Source organism: Rhodospirillales bacterium (assembly GCA_023898805.1).
Lineage (GTDB): Bacteria > Pseudomonadota > Alphaproteobacteria > Micavibrionales > UBA1664 > UBA6145.
This window is the reverse complement of the sequence record CP060260.1, coordinates 1,280,453-1,299,437: the sequence shown is the minus strand read 5'-3', so window position 1 is coordinate 1,299,437 and position 18,985 is coordinate 1,280,453. Positions and strand designations below refer to the sequence as shown.

General features: G+C 61.7%; 18 protein-coding genes and 2 tRNA genes. 12 read left to right on the top strand and 8 right to left on the bottom strand.

What is annotated here, in order from left to right:
• The first annotated feature begins 73 nt into the window (after window positions 1-73).
• Complete coding sequence (locus tag H6866_06400) at window positions 74-985, top strand: YihY/virulence factor BrkB family protein (protein USO07064.1); 912 nt, start codon at window positions 74-76, stop codon at window positions 983-985.
• A 276-nt stretch (window positions 986-1,261) separates the two neighbouring features.
• Here the strand turns inward: H6866_06400 and H6866_06395 are convergent.
• The 5 genes from H6866_06395 to H6866_06375 all read right to left on the bottom strand — a co-directional run bounded on the left by H6866_06395 (window position 1,262) and on the right by H6866_06375 (window position 4,859).
• Window positions 1,262-1,335 (bottom strand) — tRNA-Gly (locus H6866_06395).
• 16 nt (window positions 1,336-1,351) lie between these two features.
• Window positions 1,352-2,167: an SAM-dependent chlorinase/fluorinase gene (locus H6866_06390; protein USO07063.1), complete on the bottom strand. Its 816-nt coding sequence runs from the start codon at window positions 2,165-2,167 to the stop codon at window positions 1,352-1,354.
• Window positions 2,164-2,958, bottom strand: coding sequence for a polysaccharide deacetylase family protein (locus H6866_06385; protein USO07062.1), 795 nt, complete (start codon window positions 2,956-2,958; stop codon window positions 2,164-2,166). Before H6866_06385 ends, H6866_06390 begins: the two co-directional genes overlap by 4 nt.
• A gap of 1 nt (window position 2,959) precedes the next feature.
• Window positions 2,960-3,946 (bottom strand): glucokinase, encoded by a 987-nt coding sequence (locus H6866_06380; GenBank protein ID USO07061.1) that lies wholly within the window; start codon window positions 3,944-3,946, stop codon window positions 2,960-2,962.
• A complete protein-coding gene (locus H6866_06375) occupies window positions 3,936-4,859 on the bottom strand; it encodes a cation diffusion facilitator family transporter (protein USO07060.1) in 924 nt (307 codons plus the stop codon). Before H6866_06375 ends, H6866_06380 begins: the two co-directional genes overlap by 11 nt.
• Before the next feature lie 89 nt (window positions 4,860-4,948).
• Between H6866_06375 and H6866_06370 the strand changes: the two genes are divergently transcribed.
• Window positions 4,949-5,034 (top strand) — tRNA-Tyr (locus H6866_06370).
• Window positions 5,035-5,230: 196 nt separating this feature from the next.
• On the opposite strand, the gene H6866_06365 is transcribed toward H6866_06370, so the two are convergent.
• Window positions 5,231-5,581, bottom strand: coding sequence for an alkylphosphonate utilization protein (locus H6866_06365; GenBank protein ID USO07059.1), 351 nt, complete (start codon window positions 5,579-5,581; stop codon window positions 5,231-5,233).
• A 133-nt stretch (window positions 5,582-5,714) separates the two neighbouring features.
• Here H6866_06365 and rlmB point away from each other — a divergent pair, with 133 nt between their 5' ends.
• Both rlmB and H6866_06355 read left to right on the top strand, forming a co-directional pair.
• Window positions 5,715-6,722 carry a 23S rRNA (guanosine(2251)-2'-O)-methyltransferase RlmB gene (gene rlmB / locus H6866_06360; GenBank protein ID USO07058.1) on the top strand — a complete coding sequence of 336 codons (1,008 nt, stop codon included), beginning with the start codon at window positions 5,715-5,717 and terminating at the stop codon, window positions 6,720-6,722.
• A gap of 54 nt (window positions 6,723-6,776) precedes the next feature.
• Window positions 6,777-7,310, top strand: coding sequence for a hypothetical protein (locus H6866_06355; protein ID USO07057.1), 534 nt, complete (start codon window positions 6,777-6,779; stop codon window positions 7,308-7,310).
• Here the strand turns inward: H6866_06355 and H6866_06350 are convergent.
• Window positions 7,252-8,310: a hypothetical protein gene (locus H6866_06350; GenBank protein ID USO07056.1), complete on the bottom strand. Its 1,059-nt coding sequence runs from the start codon at window positions 8,308-8,310 to the stop codon at window positions 7,252-7,254. The two genes, H6866_06355 and H6866_06350, sit on opposite strands and share 59 nt — an antisense overlap.
• A gap of 264 nt (window positions 8,311-8,574) precedes the next feature.
• A complete protein-coding gene (locus H6866_06345) occupies window positions 8,575-9,555 on the bottom strand; it encodes a magnesium transporter CorA family protein (GenBank protein USO07055.1) in 981 nt (326 codons plus the stop codon).
• A gap of 12 nt (window positions 9,556-9,567) precedes the next feature.
• Here H6866_06345 and polA point away from each other — a divergent pair, with 12 nt between their 5' ends.
• The 8 genes from polA to H6866_06305 all read left to right on the top strand — a co-directional run bounded on the left by polA (window position 9,568) and on the right by H6866_06305 (window position 18,973).
• A complete protein-coding gene (gene polA / locus H6866_06340; GenBank protein ID USO07054.1) occupies window positions 9,568-12,366 on the top strand; it encodes a DNA polymerase I in 2,799 nt (932 codons plus the stop codon).
• A gap of 121 nt (window positions 12,367-12,487) precedes the next feature.
• Window positions 12,488-12,997, top strand: a complete 510-nt coding sequence (gene gpt / locus H6866_06335) for a xanthine phosphoribosyltransferase (protein ID USO07053.1) — start codon at window positions 12,488-12,490, stop codon at window positions 12,995-12,997.
• A gap of 136 nt (window positions 12,998-13,133) precedes the next feature.
• Entirely contained in the window at window positions 13,134-13,412 is a 279-nt protein-coding gene (gene rpmI / locus H6866_06330) for a 50S ribosomal protein L35 (protein USO07052.1), read from the top strand.
• Entirely contained in the window at window positions 13,412-13,807 is a 396-nt protein-coding gene (gene rplT / locus H6866_06325) for a 50S ribosomal protein L20 (GenBank protein USO07051.1), read from the top strand. The genes rpmI and rplT overlap by 1 nt, the downstream gene beginning before the upstream one ends.
• Window positions 13,808-13,885: 78 nt before the next feature.
• Complete coding sequence (pheS, locus tag H6866_06320; protein USO07050.1) at window positions 13,886-14,968, top strand: phenylalanine--tRNA ligase subunit alpha; 1,083 nt, start codon at window positions 13,886-13,888, stop codon at window positions 14,966-14,968.
• Complete coding sequence (locus tag H6866_06315) at window positions 14,965-15,456, top strand: GNAT family N-acetyltransferase (protein USO07049.1); 492 nt, start codon at window positions 14,965-14,967, stop codon at window positions 15,454-15,456. Before pheS ends, H6866_06315 begins: the two co-directional genes overlap by 4 nt.
• Entirely contained in the window at window positions 15,453-17,867 is a 2,415-nt protein-coding gene (locus H6866_06310) for a phenylalanine--tRNA ligase subunit beta (protein ID USO07048.1), read from the top strand. The genes H6866_06315 and H6866_06310 overlap by 4 nt, the downstream gene beginning before the upstream one ends.
• A gap of 29 nt (window positions 17,868-17,896) precedes the next feature.
• Entirely contained in the window at window positions 17,897-18,973 is a 1,077-nt protein-coding gene (locus H6866_06305; GenBank protein ID USO07047.1) for a hypothetical protein, read from the top strand.
• Window positions 18,974-18,985 lie beyond the last annotated feature (12 nt).

Here is an 18,985-nt window from a genome sequence, read left to right as displayed (position 1 = left end):
TTCGGGGCGGAGCTGCCATGCGGCTCCGCCCCTTTCCGTTTTTATTCCTTTTTTCGTTACGGGGTCGCATCTGATGCGCCGCATCGGCACGTTTTTCAGACACTGGATCACCATCGCGCGGATGAGTTCGGGCGAGCTTGCGGCGATGACCCTGCCGCCATGGGTTTTGACCGCGCTGCATGTCCGCAACGAGGTCAAACAAGACTATATCGGACTGGTCGCGGCGGGGGTCGCGTTTTATTTCCTGCTGGCCGCGTTTCCGGCGCTGGCGGCCGCGGTATCCATATTCGGGCTGGTTGTCGACCCGGTATTGATCACCGACCAGATCAACATGATGAACCACATCCTGCCCGGTGCGGTCGTCGAAACACTGACGCAGCAGATCACGCACCTGACCGCGTCGACCGACCGCTCGCTGAGCATCAGCCTCGCGCTCAGCGTGCTTATTACGCTCTATTCCGCGACGCGCGGCACCTCGGCGCTGATCAAGGGATTCAACATCGCCTATAACTGCGCGGAAACGCGCGGCCTTATCCGTCTTACGCTTCTTTCATACGGCCTTACCTTCCTGATGCTCGGCTATCTGCTGGCGTCGCTTTTGCTGGTCGCGGGGCTGCCCGCGGCGATCCAAATTCTCCACGTGCCGGACGACATCGCGGACAAACTGCAATGGCTGCGCTGGGCGATGCTGTTCGGCGCGGCGCTGATCGGGCTTGAGGTCTTGTATACGTTCGGCCCGTGCCGACGGCGGCGCGGCTTCGGCATCAGCGCGGGCGGCATTGCCGCCACGGCGATGTGGGTCGCAGGGTCGGGTGCGTTCTCCTTGTTCGTGTCGCATTTCCCCAGCTACAACCAGACCTATGGCTCGCTCGGCGCGGTGGCCGTCTTGATGATCTGGTTCTGGGTAAGCGCCCTTACCATCCTGATCGGCGCCGAAATCAACGGCGCGCTGGAAGCGCGGACCACGAAAAAGCCGAGCGGGTGATGGGAATCGAACCCCGCCCGCGCCAATGGCGCGCGGGCCACGTTATGTTTGTGGGTTCGATTTTCGAAAGATTGTCCAATCGGATGGAGCGGGTGATGGGAATCGAACCCCGCCCGCGCCAATGGCGCGCGGGCCACGTTATGTTTGTGGGTTCGATTTTCGAAAGATTGTCCAATCGGATGGAGCGGGTGATGGGAATCGAACCCCGTCCGCGCCAATGGCGCGCGGAACACGTTACGTTTGTGGGTTCGATTTTCGAAAGATTGTCCAATCGGATGGAGCGGGTGATGGGAATCGAACCCACGTAGCCAGCTTGGAAGGCTGGAGCTTTACCATTAAGCTACACCCGCATCGGCATGTGTTGTATCAGGAAGCCGGACGCCATTCAATAACCGCGCCGCCGGACGGGTTGCCAAACGCGGCGGCGGCATTGCCGCCGCGGCAGACGATTTCGGTCAGGGGGCGGCCGTTCCAGCCGCTCGACCCCGGCGAAACGCAAAATTCCCCGTCACGCACCGCGAAAATCCCGTCGGCCACGCGCGCACGCAGTGTGTGGCCGTTGACGCTGACCAACACGTCCTGCCCCTGATGCGGCGCAAGCGCCGCGCGATCGAGCGTCGTCTTCATGTTTCCGTAGCCGTCCGTGTAACAGACGCGCGCGGGCGGCACATCAGGCACGCTTGCGCGGATATCATCACCCATATCGGCGTAATCGCCGCGCGCCACGCGCGCGAAGGCGGGCGGAAACACATCGCGGGAACGGAATTGCGAGCCTTCGGCCGATACGCGCAGGCCGCGCAGCATCTCGGCCGCGTCACGCACGAAGGAAAGCGAGTAACCGGAATTGACCGCGACGATTTCGACCCCGTTCGGCAGTTTCGCATAGGCCAGCCCCTCGCCAGCGTTGCGGGCGCGAGGGTTCGGGTCATCCTTGCGCGGGGCGGTGTTGACGTAAAGTTTGTGACGCGCGCCAAGCGGCGAGTTCAAACCGATCTGCGCAGTCACGAAGCCGGTCGCCATGGTATCGAAGGCCGGGACCGCAACAGTTTCGACCAAAAAACTTCCGTCATTCAGTTCGGCATAGAGTCTTTCGCGCACCTCGGCAAAGGCCAGATCATGCAGGCCGCCGTAATCGGCGATAATGGTGACAAGGGTGTGGCGGGATTTATTCGGGTCGGTCATGACATCTCCATGAATTGCAGGCCGCGATCAAGCATGTGATCGACCAGCGCAACCACCGTATCGTGAATTTCCGCCTGATCGTGGGCAAGGATTATATGCGCGCTGTCATCGCGGGCAAGATACGGGTCGGCGTCGATGCGCGCCTTCAGGTCCGATACATCCGAAACGCCGAATTTGCCGCGATGCCGCTCGGTCACCGCCCAGTCGGAGGTCGAAAAAGTGAACATCGCATCGATCGCATCGTGCATTTCCGTCTGCGCAAAAAACGCATGGGTCACGCCCGGCGCGGGCAGGCTTGCGAAACCATGATCCGACAAAAACGCCTGAAGCCGGTTTTTGGTTTCGATGCCTGCATGCGTCGGCGTTGACGCGGGGTCGTTGCCCAGCCCTTCGCGGATCATGCCGGATACGATTACGCGCAGATCGGGCGCAAGGCGCTGGGGTTCCACAAACCACGCGCCCATGCCCCGGTCCATATAGGCGAAGCGGTGATAGCGGCCGGGGCGCACGACGCCGGCGTTTGCATAGGCCGCGTCGATCAAGGCGTCGGTGCGCAAAACACCCTGCGTCACGGCATCGTAACCCAGAACACTTGCGCGTTTGTGTTCATAGCCGTGCGAGCCGACCAAGAAGCCATGCCGGATCGCACGGATGACCGGTTCCGGGTTTTGTTCAAGCAGGTCGCCACGGCAGAACAGGATCGCGGGCACGCCGCGCGCGGCAAGCGCATCGACCAGATCGTCGGTGCGCGGCGAAGGGGAATCGTCGATGGTCAAATAAGCCGTGCGCATGTCATCCGGAAACCCCGCCGCGCGCGCAGACCGCAAGGCCGTAAAGCGGGGTGTGTTCGCGCGCCGCGATATAAAGCGGCAGGGATTCGAGCGCGCGCGCCACAACCGGCACCATCGCCTGATGCAGGTTGCGGGTAAAGGCCGCGGCATCGAACAGGCCGCCTGCGTTCAGGCGCTCGACCATGCCGCCGCACAGATAGATACCGCCATAGGCGGCGGCGGCGTTGCACAGAATATGCGCGTGCAGCCCCAGAAATTCGCAAAACAGGGATGTCGATTCACGTACCAGCGGGTCGGACCCGGCCTGTGCGAGCAGGTCGTTCGCCGCCGTAACGCATGGCGTCTTGCCGTCGATTTCCGCCAAGGCCCGATAAACCCGCAGCAACCCCGCGCCGGAAAGAATATCCTCGATGATCATTGTGCGGGCCGGGTCCACGCCCGCGCGGACATGGTCGAGCACCGCGCGCTGGCGATCGGTCACCGCGGCGGGTGGAAAATGCGCGCCAAAGGTTTCACGCACCGCGCCGTTCGTGTGTGACACATAGGCATGACCCGTGCCGGTGCCGACACCGATGACCACGGAATCGGAATCCATTCGCGGCACGCCCGCGCGCAAAAGTTGGAAAGCATCGCCATTGTCCGCCAGCACCGCGCAGGCGGCGGCCTTGAGGTCGTTATGCGCGATCAACTGTGCAAGCGAGAAATCGCGCGCGACGTCCTCCAGACGGAAGGACCACGGGCGCTCGGCCTTGTAATCCAGCGCCAGCGCGCCGTCGGCGACATGGCCGGTATGGGCCAGATAAAAGGTCGCACCGCGCCAGTTACGCCCGGTGCGCACCGCGTAATCGCGCATCGCCGCATCAATGCCCGGCCATTCGCGCACGGCATAGACGACCAGTTGTTCCGGCCCGGCATCGCCCAAAAGCGCAAGCCGCAAATGGGTCGCGCCGAAATCGCCCAGAAGGACGATCCTGTTTTCAGCGCGCATGGAACCCCTCCAGCTTGCGGTGGCGGGAATCGGTAATATCGCCGCCCTTGGGATCGACATGGATCATCACCTCGGCATCCGGCCAGCTGGCAAGCAGGTTGTTTTCAACCGCGTGGGCAATTTCGTGCGCGGCCAGCATGCTCAGGCCCGGATCGACCTCGATATCCACCGCGACCATGATGCGCGCGCCTGAGCGCCGGGTGCGCAGATCATGCAGCCCCTCGACGCCCGGCGTCGCGCGGATGACGTCGAACATGCGGGTGCGGGTGTCGTCGGCCAGTTCGCGATCAAGCAGCATGTCGATCGCGCGCAGGCCGATGTCGCGCGCGGTATACAAAAGCCAGCCCGCCACCACCAGCGCGACCAGTGGGTCAAGCCACAGCCAGCCCAGCCAGCGCCCGGCCAGCAGCGATGCAATGACCCCCAGATTGGCGACGATGTCGCCGGTGTAGTGCGCGGCATCCGCCTCCACCGCCAGGGAATGGCTTTTTTTCACGGCATAGGCCTGATAGCGGGTCAGCGCGACGGTCAACAGCGTACCCGCGACCAGCACCGCGACGCCAAGATCGATCGCGCCCACGGCGCGCGGCTGGTCGAACATGCGAATCGCCTCGAGAATCACGAAAGCGCAGGCTCCCAGAATGAACGCCGCCTGCGTCAGCGCGGCCACGCCCTCGATCTTGCCGTGGCCATAGCGGTGGTCCGTATCGGCGGGGCGGTGGGCATAGCGCAGCGCCAGCATGTTGGTAAACGACATCAGCGCGTCGATCATCGAATCGACCAGACTTGCCAGCAGAGCGGCGGACCCGCCGACCAGCCAGGCCCCCGCCTTGGCCACGACCAGCAAAACCGACACCGCCACCGCCGCGATGGCGGCGTTACGGGCCAGTCTTTGGGATTTCACGGACGTCATCGGGTATTTTTAGCACGAACCCGCCGGGTTTGGTATTGACATCCGCCCCCCAAATCCCGTTTGTTAGGGCCGCGTTACCCTAGACGTGTGGAGGGGTGGCAGAGCGGTCAATTGCACCAGACTGTAAATTTGGCGTCTTCGGACTACGAAGGTTCAAATCCTTCCCCCTCCACCATTTTATCTCGCGCCGGTTCGCTGCGCTCACGGCTCCGATAGGGCGGCCTTTCGGCCGGTCGCGCAGGCGCGCTCCTGAAAATTTTCGGTTTTATCTCGCGCCGGTTCGCTGCGCTCACGGCTCCGATAGGGCGGCCTTTCGGCCGGTCGCGCAGGCGCGCGCCAACCCTGATATTTCTTGCCGCGTTTTTTAAGCCCTATTCAGCGACTTTTTTGACGAATTCGGATTTCAGGCCCATGGCACCGAAGCCAGGAATATTGCAATCGATGTCGTGATCGCCGTCGACCAGACGGATGTTCTTGACCTTGGTGCCGACCTTGACGCTGGAGGACGCGCCCTTGACCTTGAGGTCCTTGATCACGGTCACGGTGTCGCCGTCCTTGAGCGGCGTGCCGTTGGCATCGCGGACGATTTTTTCTTCGGGTGCCGCGTCCTGACTTGCATCGCCAGGCGCCCATTCATGCGCACATTCCGGGCAAACATACAGACCACGGTCCTCGTACGTATAGGTGCAGGCACATTTCGGGCAGGCCGGGATATCGCTCATGCGCGTCATCAAACAGGATGGCGCCGGCCAAGGCAAGCGCAATCGCCAACGGGTCCATCACGGCGGGGCTGGCGCCACCCGCCCGGAGTCCGCTATAAGAGGCCGGAACAATCTTATCCGGCGCGGGCGCGACATGAAAAAACCTTTCAAATCCAAAAAACCTTTCGGCAAGCCGGACGCCACGGGACGGCGCGGCGGGCGAACGGCGCACCGCCAGCAAACCGGGCAGAAACCCATCAGGGCCGAGCCGGGAAATGGCCCAAAAACCGCCCCGCGTAAAGATCAGCGAACCGATCGGCGAAACGATCAACGGAGTGATCAACGGGGCGATCAACAGAGTGATCGACAAACTGATCGACAGACTGATCGACGAGGCGACCAGCGAGCCAATCAACGTCTGGCACCCGCGCGCTTGTCGGGTCACGTGCTGTGGGGGTTTCACGCGGTGCGGGCGGCATGGGAAAATCCGGCGCGGCGCGTGCTGCGCCTTCTGGTCAGCGCAAGCGCGGTGGCCGGGTTCGATGCGGCGGCGCCCGAAGGCGCAAGGCGCCCGCAGGCAGAGATCATCGACAAGGCCGCGTTCGAGCGCATGCTGCCCCCCGGCGCAGTGCACCAAGGCATCGCGGCGGTGGTCGAGCCTTTGCCGGTGCGCGACGCGCACGACCTGATCGCCGGGCTGGCGCCAGACGGGGCGGCGGTCATCCTGATCCTTGACCAGGTCACGGACCCGCACAATGTCGGCGCGATTTTGCGTTCGGCCGCGGCCTTCGGGGCGCATGGTGTGATTTTGCAGGACCGGCACGCACCCGACCTGACAGGCGTTCTGGCCAAGACCGCGTCGGGCGCGGCGGACGTGATTCCAGTGGCGCTGGAAACCAATCTGAACCGCGCGATCGAGCTTTTGCAGGAACACGGATTTTTCGTGATGGGGCTGGACGAGCGCGGAACCGATATCGCCCGCATCCCGGCGCAAAAGCGCGTGGCGCTGGTGCTGGGCGCGGAGGGGTCCGGGCTGCGGCCCAACGTGGCCAAACATTGCGATACGTTGGCCAGCCTGCCGACGCGCGGGACAATCCGGTCGCTTAACGTATCGAACGCCGCCGCGGTCGCGCTTTACGCGTTCCTGCGCGCCATCGATTGACTCGGCCGCCTGTTTCTATAATATCACGATCTTCCATAAGATAGAGATTGTGTCATGAAGCTATCCTTCGCAAATGCCTGCCGTGAATTCGAACCGATCGTCGTGCAGCCGGGTACGGCGCTTCCGCGCGGTCCGGCCATGGCGTTCGTCGCCGCCAGGGTTGAAGGACCCCTAGCCTTATTGGTCAACCTTCACGGCGAGCCCCTGTCGGTGGATTACACGAATTTTTGCACTGCTTACCAACCCTATGTCCCGCGGGACGTTCCCGGGTGGGAAAGCGCGGATGGCTGGCGCCTGTATGCTTGCGCGCACGCGGTTCTGACGCGGCGTAAAAACAATCTTCCCGATCTGCGTGCCGGCCTGCCGCTTAACCAAATCGCCGTTCTGGCCAATGACACCCGTATGAAAGCGCGCCGCGCCGCTGAGATTTTCCGCAGCACGCTCGATCAACCCAGCCAGTTCAAGCTGCAACTTTGCATCAATGAAGTCGCACGAATGCCTGCACACGCGCAGGCGTGGCCTACGGATTTCATGGCCGGATATCAAGCGCTGGACCACGCACCACACCCAACGGTTTTTGGCGCCTAGATCCAAAGGGCAGATCGACGTCCAGAATTTGGGGTTTCCACCCCGGTTCCCATTTTCCGGCGGCGTCTGGCGCACGACGCGACAACGCGCCGCGCAGTTCCGCACCCATCCATGCGGCAACAGGCGTCCCGGCCATCGCATTCGCAGCCTCATACAGCCATGCGCAAAACCGCATATCGCGCGCGGCGCTGACCTGGACGTGACATGCATAGGCTTGCGTCAAATAACGCCAAGCCACAGGGTCGTCTTCGCACCCGAACCAACGCCGAAACGCTTGCGGCGTTTCGGGCATACGCGCCGAGCTGATAAAATCACCCGCCCACTGCGCGAAGACCGCGCATAAACCCGGCGGCAGCGCATGATTGCCGTTCGCTATATCCGTACGCAGACCCGCGTAAAGACGCGCCATGCGCGCAGGGTCGTAAAATGTATCCAACAAGTTTTCACGAAACCAAGCCTGAACGCCCAGCGCCTCATCCAGATACGTGCGCGTCGCATACCGTCTGTCGATCAACGCGGGACCGATCATGGCACCAGGAAACGGCCAAGTGAACGCACCGATCAGGCGGGCATCCATCCATGCAGCCTTCAAGGCGGTATTCGCCCCATTTAGGGCGGCCGCGTCACAAAAAATTTCCTTTTCGGCCGGCCATCCATCCTGAGCGGCGTTTAGATGCGCCCATTCGTGACGCAGCATCGCATCATGCACGGATTGCGGGGGAATTTCATTCCACGTAAAACATGCCGACCCCGCCATCTGGCCCAGATGATACGCGGCCGTCTGAATAGCCGGCAGGACCATCAACGCGACGTCGTAACGACCGGCGCCGAGCGATCGGAAATAACGGATCTGAGAACCGCGAAGCTCTTCTTGCGCGAGCGTTCTTTCAAAAAAGCCGTCCAGCTCCCAATCCCATGTCCTTGGATCCGGATTATCACCGCCGACCAGCGCCCTAAATGCTTTCGCGGGTGGCCCGGCTTGAGCATGATCCCACAACACGATATCGAGATCGGTTACGACCGCAATTCTGTTTACGTGGGATCCGGCCGGCAACATACCGGGTAGAATTCCCGCAAAACGAGCAGCGACATAAGGCGTGACGTATACATTCCCGCCGGCCCGCGCCAAGAAAAGGCGGCCGTCCTGCTGCTCCGACGAAGCAGCAACCCTGTGCTGGGCAGCCATCCACTCCCTTACAAGAATAGCGTCGCGTTTTCCGTCCATTCCATGGCTATAGCAGCTACGCTCAAAATTACGCCAGTTTTACAACCAGCGGCGGTGCTTGAAATACAGGTACGGCACGACCGCCGAAGCGAGCATCATCATCAGCGCCATCAGATAGCCGTGCTCCATCGCCAGTTCGGGCATGTGGCGGAAGTTCATGCCGTAGATGCTGGCGACCAGAGTCGGCGGCAGGAAGGCCACCGCCGCGACCGAAAAAATCTTGATGATCGCGTTCTGTTCGATGCTGATCAGGCCAAGGCTGGCATCGAGCAGGAAGGTGATGTTGTTGCCGATGAAACTGGCCTGATCGGTCAGCGAGGTAATGTCGCGGTCGACGGAGCGTAGTTGTTCCTTAAGCGCCTTGTTTTTGAGGATTGGGTCGGCAAGCCCCAGAAAGCGCACGACGCGGCCCAGCGAAACCAGTGAATCGCGGATCTTCGACATCAGGTTCTGGTGCATGGCGATTTCCTTAAGCGCCTCACCCAGTTTCTCGCCCGACGCCATGTTCTGGGGGTTGTCCGCGCGGGCCGCGAATATGTCGGCGGACAGGCGGTCGATTTCCAGATTCGTTCCCTCCATGATCTCGGCGGCACGATCCACGATCGCCTCAAGCAGGCTGGTCAACAGGCTCGCCCCGTCTTCGTACAGATGCGGATGGCGCGTGACATAGGCCGAAAAAATATCGAAGGCGCGCGGCTCGGTATAGCGCACGGTGATCAGGCGGCCGTTATGCAGAATGAAGCCGATGGCCGCAGCCTCGGCCAGTCCGGCCTCGGAACGCGAAACGACGGTCGCGGTCATGAAAATCGCCCCATCCTCCTTATACAGGCGGCTTGAAGGCTCGATGCTTTTCAGCTCCTCGCGCAAAGGAATGTCGATGCCGAGCTGGCTTTCATAGGATTGCTCCTCCTCCGGCGTGGGACGGAGAAGGTCAAGCCAGATGACATCGTCCTCCAGCAGCACCGGGCTGTTGTCGATGTCGAGGACGTTGGTCGAACGGGTTGAATAAATATGCGCCATACTTTTAACTCTATGCCGATGACCAAGCCCTCACAAGACACGCTGTATCTGGTGGACGCGTCGGGATTCATTTTCCGCGCCTTCCATGCCCTGCCCCCGTTGACCGTCGGGGCCGGATTGCCCGCCGCCGGGACGCCGGTGGGCGCGGTTGTCGGATTCGTCAACATGATGCTGCGGCTGTTGCGCGATCTTGAGGCGAAACATGTGGGCGTGGTGTTCGACGCCGCACGGCGCAATTTCCGCAACGACATCTATCCCGAATACAAGGCCAACCGGGACGAAACCCCGCCGGACCTGATCCCGCAATTTCCGTTAATCCGCGAAGCGACGCGCGCCTTCGGCTTCGTGCCTCTGGAGCAAGAGGGGTACGAGGCCGACGATCTGATCGCCGCTTACGCGCGGGCGGGGCGAGAGGCAGGGTTGCACGTCGTCATCGTGTCTTCGGACAAGGACCTGATGCAACTGGTCCGCGACCGTGTTTCGATGTTCGACCCGATCAAACAAAAGCCGCTGGGGGCGGCGGAGGTCCTGGAAAAATTCGGGGTCGCACCGGAAAAAGTCGTCGACGTACAGGCGCTTTGCGGCGACGCCACCGACAACGTGCCGGGCGTACGCGGCATCGGCGTCAAGACAGCGGCGGAGCTGATCAACCAGTTCGGCACGCTTGAAACCCTGCTTGAATCGCTCAACCAGATCAAACAACCCAAGCGGCGCGAAACCTTGATCGAGAACGCCGAGCTTGCGCGAATCTCCAAGAAACTTGTGCGGCTCGATGATGCCGCGCCATTGCCGCAGCCTATTGAAAACCTTGGGTCCGGGGCGATCGATTCATCCGCGCTGGTCCAGTTCTTGTCTTCGTATGGATTTAAATCGGCGCTGGCGCGACTGGGGAAACCTTCTTCGCCCGCACCTGTTCAGACAATACCGGAACAGGCGCAAGATCCCGTTTCCGGCCTGTCCGGACGCGGAACGTACAGTGCAGTCACAGATGCGCGTACACTTGCAGACTGGGTCGCAATTTCCGTCACGCGCGGTGTCGTCGCGGTGGATACCGAAACGACATCCCTTACACCCGCGAAGGCGGAACTGGTCGGCATTTCCCTGTCCTGCGAGGCGGGCAGCGGCATCTATGTCCCGGTCGGGCACCGCGCGCCGGGCGGCAATCTTCTGGACGGAATTCTGGCAGGGCCGGGCAAGACAATCATGCAGATGACACCCGCGGACGCGCTGGCGATCCTGCGGCCTTTGCTGGAAGACCCCGCGGTGCTTAAGGTCGGGCACAACATCAAATACGACCTGCAGATGTTCGCGGCGCACGGCGTCAATGTCGCGCCTATCGACGATACGATGCTGATTTCCTATGTCCTTGACGGATCGAGCCACGGACACGGCATGGACGAATTGGCCAGCCTGCATCTGGGGCACCAGACGATTCATTACGAGGATGTCTGCGGCAAGGGCGCAAAGCAGATCAGCTTTGCCGAGGTGCCGATCGCGCGCGCCACCGAATACGCGGCGGAGGACGCTGACATTACCTTGCGGTTGCATGCGCTGCTCAAGCCACGGCTGGCGCGCGAACACATGGTTTCGGTCTATGAAACGATGGACCGGCCGCTGGTGCCCGTGATCGCGCGGATGGAGGAAGCAGGCATTAAAATCGACACGCATATGCTGGCGCGCCTCAGTCAGGATTTCGGCACCCAGATCGCGCAGCTTGAAAGCGATATCCATCAACTGGCCGGGCACCCGTTCAACGTCGCATCGCCCAGACAGCTGGGCATCGTGCTGTTCGACGAAATGGGACTCGAGGGCGGCGGCAAGACAAAGGGCGGCGACTGGTCCACCACAGCCGACATTCTGGAGGAGCTTGCGGCGCAGGGGCACGCGATCGTGCAAAAGGTACTGGATTACCGGCAGCTCGCGAAGCTTAAATCCACCTATACCGATGCGCTGCAAGCCGAAATCAATAAACGTACGGGGCGCGTACACACATCTTTCGCACTCGCGCACACATCGACCGGGCGGCTGGCATCTTCGGACCCGAACCTTCAAAACATCCCGATCCGCACCGATAACGGAAAAAAGATCCGCGAGGCCTTCGTCGCGCGGGAGGGGTACCGTCTGATCTCGGTCGATTACAGCCAGATCGAGCTGCGGCTTGCCGCCAGCATGGCCGAGGTCCCCGCGCTCAAACAGGCCTTCATCGAGGGCGCGGACATCCACGCGCTGACCGCCAGTCAGGTGTTCGAGGTGCCGCTTGAGCAAATGACGCCCGACATACGCCGCCGCGCCAAGGCGATCAATTTTGGCATCATCTACGGCATTTCGGGCTGGGGGCTGGCACGACAGCTTGGTATCGAGCCTGCGCAGGCACAAGCCTTCATCAAGGCGTATTTCACGCGGTTCCCCGAATTGCCCGCCTATATGGAGCGGATCAAGGAAGAAGCGCGGCGGCAGGGTTTCGTGCGCACGCTGTTCGGGCGCAAATGCTTCATCGACGGGATCAACGACAAGGGCGCGCGCCGCGCCTTCGCCGAGCGGCAGGCGATCAACGCGCCGTTACAGGGCACCGCCGCCGACATCATGAAGCGCGCGATGGTGCGCGTCGAAAGGATGCTGGCGGAAAGCAATCTGGAATGCCGGATGCTGTTGCAGGTGCATGACGAACTGGTGTTCGAGGCGCGGACGGATCAGGCCGAGGACGCCGCGAACGCGATCAGGCAGGTGATGGAAAGCCGCGCGGTCGCGGATATCGGCCTGCCGCTGATCGCCGAGGCGGGTATCGGCGACACGTGGGGTCGGGCGCATTAGGGGGTCGGGCGCATTAGGGGGCCGGGCGCATTAACTCTTAAAACCGCGCCCCCTAAAACCGCACATTGACCGTTTTTTCCGCTTGGGGCAGATAAGGGCAGAGATTCAGGAGATCATTCGCATGTCGTATTCCAAGGACTTTCCCGTTTCGTGGGACGAAATCCACCGCAACAGCAAGCTTCTGGCTTGGCGGCTGCTGGAAAATGGTGCGCCGGAGGGCGGCGCGTGGAAGGGCATCGCCGCGGTCACGCGCGGCGGGCTGGTGCCCGCGTGCATCATCGCGCGCGAAATGGACATCCGCCTGATCGAGACGGTCTGCGTCGCGTCCTACGCGCATCAGGACCAGGGCACGGCCAAGGTGCTTAAGCCCCTCGACGCGCTTGGCGACGGGGCGGGATGGATTGTCGTCGATGATCTGGTCGATACCGGCAACACGTTCCGGCTGATCCGCCAGACGCTGCCGCGCGCGCAGTATGTGGCGGTATACGCCAAGCCGCAGGGAATCCCCACCTGCGATACCTGGATCACCGAGGTCAGCCAGGACACGTGGATTTACTTCCCCTGGGATCTGGAGATGCAGTTCCGCAGCCCGCTGGCTGATTTGCATAAAAAAGATATGGGCCCGCGTTAGGGGCCCACACCAAGGGGCCCGCGCTAAAAAACTTGCGCGAAGGCCGGAAACCTGATTAAACATGCCGTTCCCGGCGACCTGGTTAAAAGGCATACCAGCAGCCGTTTTTGAAACCCCCAACATATGGGAGCGAAAAATGCCGAAAATGAAGACCAAATCGGGCGCGAAAAAGCGCTTCAAGGTCACGGCCAAAGGCAAGGTCAAGTTCAAACAGGCCCATGCCCGCCACCGCCTGATCTCCAAACCCAAGAAAATGAAACGCAAGGCCCGCGGCACCGCCGTCATGTTCCATTCGGACGGCGTCAAAGTGCTCAACTATTTCCTGCCCTACAGCCTGAAAAAGCGCTTCAAGGGCAAGAAAAAACCCGCCCAGGCCAACGATAACGCCGCGCAGTCGGCAAAGGCAGGTGCATAATGGCACGCGTCAAAGCAGGCCCGCGCAACCACGCGCGCAAACGCAAGATCATCAAGCTGGCCAAAGGCAATTACGGCCGCAAGAAAAACTGTTTCCGCATTGCTGTCGAAACGGTCGAAAAAGGGCTGCAATACGCCTATCGCGACCGCCGCAACAAAAAGCGTACCTTCCGCGCGCTTTGGATCCAGCGCATCAATGCCGCCGTGCGCGAGCATGGCATGACCTACGCCCAGTTCATCAACGGCCTGAAACTGGCCAATATCGAATTGGACCGCAAGGTTCTGGCCGATATCGCGGTGCGCGACGCCGAAACGTTCAAAGGCATCTTTGAAAAGGCCAAAAAAGCCCTGACGGATGCGCAGAACAACGCCGCGAAAAACAATAAAGCCGCTTAAGTTCGGCCTTCAGTTAGACTAAAGTCAGGGCGCACCGGATCAAAACGGCGCGCCCTTTTTACACCCGAAGGAAAAAGCATGAGTGCCGTCGCCAAACTTCAATCCGACATCGAAACCCGTATTACGGCCGCGAACGATCTTGAAGCGCTGGAAAAGATCCGCGTCGAGGCGCTGGGCAAAAAGGGTGCGATCACCGCGTTGATGCAAAATCTGGGTTCGATGCAACCCGACGAGCGCAAGGCCTTTGGCGCCGAGGTCAACGCGCTCAAGGACAATGTCACACGCCTGCTGGAGGACCGTTTTTCCGCCCTGAAGGGCGAGGCGATGACGTCGCGGCTGGCCGCCGAACGGCAGGACATGACCTTGCCCGTTACGACCGGCACAGGCGGCAGGATCCATCCGATTTCGCAGACCGTGGACGAGATGATCGCCATTTTCGCCGACATGGGTTTTACGGTCGCGGAAGGCCCGGACATCGAGGACGATTTCCACAATTTCACCGCGCTCAACTTCCCGCCCGAACACCCGGCACGGGCGATGCACGATACATTCTATCTGCCCGATGCGCTTGAAGGAAAAGACCGCAAGCGCCTGCTGCGCACGCATACCAGCCCGGTGCAGGTGCGCACGATGATGAAACAGAAGCCGCCGATCCGGATCATCATTCCCGGCCGGACCTATCGTTCGGATTACGACATGACGCATACGCCGATGTTCCACCAGCTGGAAGGGCTGGTCATCGACAAGGCCACGCATATGGGGCACCTGAAGGGCTGCTTGATCGATTTCTGCAAGGCGTTCTTCGGCATTGAAGACCTGCCCACGCGCTTCAGGCCCAGCTTTTTCCCCTTTACCGAACCCAGCGCGGAAATGGATATCGGTTGCGACCGTTCCAAGGGCGAACTGAAAATCGGACAGGGTAAGGATTGGCTGGAAATCCTCGGCTGCGGCATGGTGCATCCCAACGTGCTGAAAAACTGCGGCATAGATCCCGACGAATATCAGGGCTTCGCCTTCGGCATGGGGATCGAGCGGGTGGCAATGCTTAAATACGGCATTCCGGATCTGCGCACCTTCTTCGAGGGCGATACGCGCTGGCTCGACCATTACGGGTTCGACCCGCTGGACCGCCCCAACCTTGCCACGGGATTAAGCAAATGACCGTAAACCCCGCACTGCGCAGCCGCGTGCGTATCGTGCCGATGACCCGTGAACATACGGTGGGCTGGCGCACGCTGTGGCATATGAATGTCGGCAACGCGCTGGAAAAGCCCGTCATCGACTATACCGAACGCATGATCCTGGACGCGCAGGCGCCGTTATTCGCGCTGCTTGCGATTACCGAGGACGGCGAGATTGCCGGGCTTTTGCACGGTGTCGTGCACCCGGTCGCGGGGTCGATGAATCCGATCTGCTATATGCAGGACCTGTACGTGCACCCGGCACGGCGGCGGCAGGGCATCGCCGCTAGGCTGATCGAATCGCTGGCCGCGATGGGCAGGGTGCAGAAATGGGACCGCATCTACTGGCTGACCGACAAAGCCAACACCGAAGCGCAGGCGCTTTACCGCAACAAGGCGATCGCACTGGATTTCACCTTTCACATCCTGCCTTTGGGGATGCTCGATAAAATAGGAGTCGCATCATGAAGTTCACCCTGTCCTGGCTGAAGGAACATCTCGACACCACGGCCGACCTGGATTCCATCGTCACGACGCTGACCGCGATCGGGCTGGAGGTCGAGTCGGTCGAAGACAAGGCCGCGATCTATGCGCCGTTCAAGACCGCGAAAGTTGTTTCGGCGGAAAAACATCCGGACGCCGACCGCCTGCGCGTGCTGATGGTCGACGCGGGCGATGGCAAGCCGGTGCAGGTGGTGTGCGGCGCGCCCAACGCCCGCGCCGGCATGACCGGCGTGTTTGCGCCCGAGGGCAGCTACATTCCCGGCCTCGATACGATTCTTAAAAAAGGCGTCATACGCGGCGTCGAATCCTGCGGGATGATGGTGTCGGAACGCGAAATGAAGCTTTCCGATGAACACACGGGCATCATCGACCTGCCCGCAGAAACGGCGGCGGGGCTTCCCATGGCGCCTTTGTTCGGGCTCGACGATCCGGTGATCGAGATCAACCTGACACCCAACCGCGCCGATTGCGCCGGGGTGCGCGGCATCGCGCGCGACCTTGCGGCCAAAGGCATCGGCACGCTCAAACCCCTCGACCAAAAAGCCGTCACGGGCCAGTTCGACTCGCCGATCAAGGTCGACATTCAGGCGCGGGACGCCTGCCCGCTGTTCATTGGGCGGATGGTGCGCGGCGTTGCCAACGGCCCATCGCCGGAATGGTTGCAGACACGGCTAAAAGCCATCGGCCTTCGGCCCATTTCGGCACTGGTCGACATCACCAATTATTTCACCATCGGCCTTAACCGCCCGTTGCACGTATTTGACGCCGACAAGATCAAGGGCAATATCCATGTCCGTCTGTCCCGGGCCGGGGAAACGCTGGACGCACTGAACGACAAATCCTACACGCTTGGCGATGGCATGACCGTGGTGTGCGACGATTCCGGCGTGCTGGGCCTTGGCGGCATCATCGGCGGCACGTCGACAGGTTGCTCGGAAAACACGGTCAACGTGTATGTCGAAGCCGCATATTTCAACCCGATCCGCACCGCGACGACCGGTCGCGCGCTGCAAATCCATTCGGACGCGCGCTACCGTTTCGAGCGCGGCATCGACCCGGATTTCACCGCACAGGGCATGGAACTGGCCACCGCCATGATTCTGGATTTGTGCGGCGGCGTGCCCGGCAGTTGCATCGCCGCCGGCGCGGTCCCGCCGGCAAAGCCCGCGCTTGCCTTCAACCCCGACCGGACCGAACGGCTTTCCGGCATCCATCTTTCGCATCAGGAACAGCATCATATTCTGGCCGCGCTTGGCTTCGGGGCGGACGCGCACAAAATTCCATGGACCGTCACCATTCCCAGCTGGCGTCCGGACATTGAGGGCAACGCCGACCTGATCGAGGAGATCACCCGCATCCACGGCTTCGATTCGATCAAGCCCGTATCGATGACGCGCGACAGCATCGCGCAAGCAGGCATTCTTGCGCCCGATTTTCGGCGGCGGCAGGACGCGCGGCGCGCGCTGGCGGCGCGCGGTCTGAAGGAAGCGGTCACATGGTCGTTCATGCAAAGCGGCCAAGCCGCGGGATTCGAGGCGAAGCCTTTTTCGGATGACACGCGCGCGGGGCTTACGCTGAGCAACGCGATTTCCAGCGAAATGGACCGGATGCGTCCGTCGATCCTGCCCAATCTTTTGCAGGCGGCACAACGCAACGCCGATCGCGGCTTTCCCAACGCCGCGCTGTTCGAGATCGGCCCGGTGTTCACCGGCACCGAGCCGGGGCAACAGGCCTTCGTCGCTACCGGCATCAGACACGGCGCGCTGGGCGCGCGACACTGGCAATCGAAGGATTCCAGCCGTGCCGTCGGCGCCTATGACGCCAAGGCCGATGCCATGGCCGCGCTGGAAGCCTGCGGCATGAACGCTCAGAAAATCCAGATCACCAACGATGCGCCCGGCTATTACCATCCGGGCCGGTCGGCGACATTGCGTCAGGGCGCTTGCGTCCTTGGCTGGTTCGGCGAGTTGCACCCCGCCGCGCTGGAGATGCTGGACGTCAAGAGCCCGGCGAGCGGGTTCGAATTATTCCTTGATTCCGTGCCCTATCCCAAGCGTACGGGCAGCGCGAGGCCGTTGCTCAAACCTTCGCCGCTGCAGCCAATCGTACGCGATTTCGCGTTCGTGGTCGGCGCGGATGTAAGCGCCGAGACAATCATAAAGCTTGCCACCGGCGCCGCGCGCGACCTGGTCGACCGGGTCGAGGTGTTCGATGTCTATGCCGGCAAGGGCATCCCGTCGGGATCGAAATCGATCGCGATCAGTGTTATCCTGCAGCCGCGCGAGAAAACATTGACCGACGCCGAAATCGAAAACGTGGGCGCGGGCATCGTCAAGGCGGTCGCCGACAAGACCGGCGCGGCCTTGCGCGGCTAAGCACACAGAACGCAGGGGGACGGATAGCTTTGAAGAACGTTTATTTCCAGCTTTCGGGGCGGCCCGATTTCCTGCACGCCGTGGACAGCGCGGAATCCGCCGCGCATCTGGCGGCGGTACAAAGCGAGCGACCAGCCCTGCCGGAAACACCACCATCCCCGTGGATCGCCGCGCAGATCGACGAGGCGCGGTTGGTTATGCTGGACACCGCCGCGGGGCGCGAAACGCTGGCCGGCCTTATGGGCGAAACACCGCTTTACCGGCTTGCGCTTGAGCTTCTGATCGACCGGATCCTGCTTGCGGCGCAGAAGGACGATAGCCGCATGAAGGGCGTGCGGCAGGCCTTCGCCCCAGAAGACGCGCCCGAGGCTATCACCGATACGATGGCGGAACGGCACACTTTCGAGGGCACGTTGCATTTCCCGATCATCGCAACGCGATCGGACGCGCAGCTTATCGACCTTTACTTGCGCCTGTTCGGAGCCGCCTGCCCGGAACACCGCGACGTGCACGACCATCTGGCCGCGATGCTGGGCGGTTATCCGGGACGGCTGAGCGCGAAGTATGACGGATTGTTGTGGCGCGGCGCGGGATGGGTGCGGCTGGACCGGCTGATCTATGAAGGGGAGCGGCTCGATTACGATCCGGACATCACGTTTGAATCGTATGTGGCCCGTGGACGCGCCGCGGCTGAATCGCTGGCGACCGCCGACCCCGAATCGCTTCTGGCCGCGTGGGTTCATGCCGAACGGGTGCAGCGTGAATTGTGCCGCGACATCGATTGTGTACTTAAATTGCCGGATATAAGGCGTTTGCCGCGTTGGGTGCGATCGGACGTCTTCCGCATCCTTGAACGCGAGGCGATGAAGCAGGTCTTTGCCGAGGCACTGGCCCGCGGCATGGCCGAGTGGCCGGGGCTTCGCCATGCGCGCATTCTGGCGGAGCCGATCGAGGCGAACGCACGCGGCGAGGTCGCGCCCCTGATCCAGCAACTGCTGAACCAGACCCTAAGCGCCGATGCACGCTATGCGGGTGCGGCCGATGCATTCGCCCTGCAGGCCGAGCGCAGATGGTCGGAAGCGCGCAAGCTGATCGGCAAAAAATAGAGTCTTTTCAAG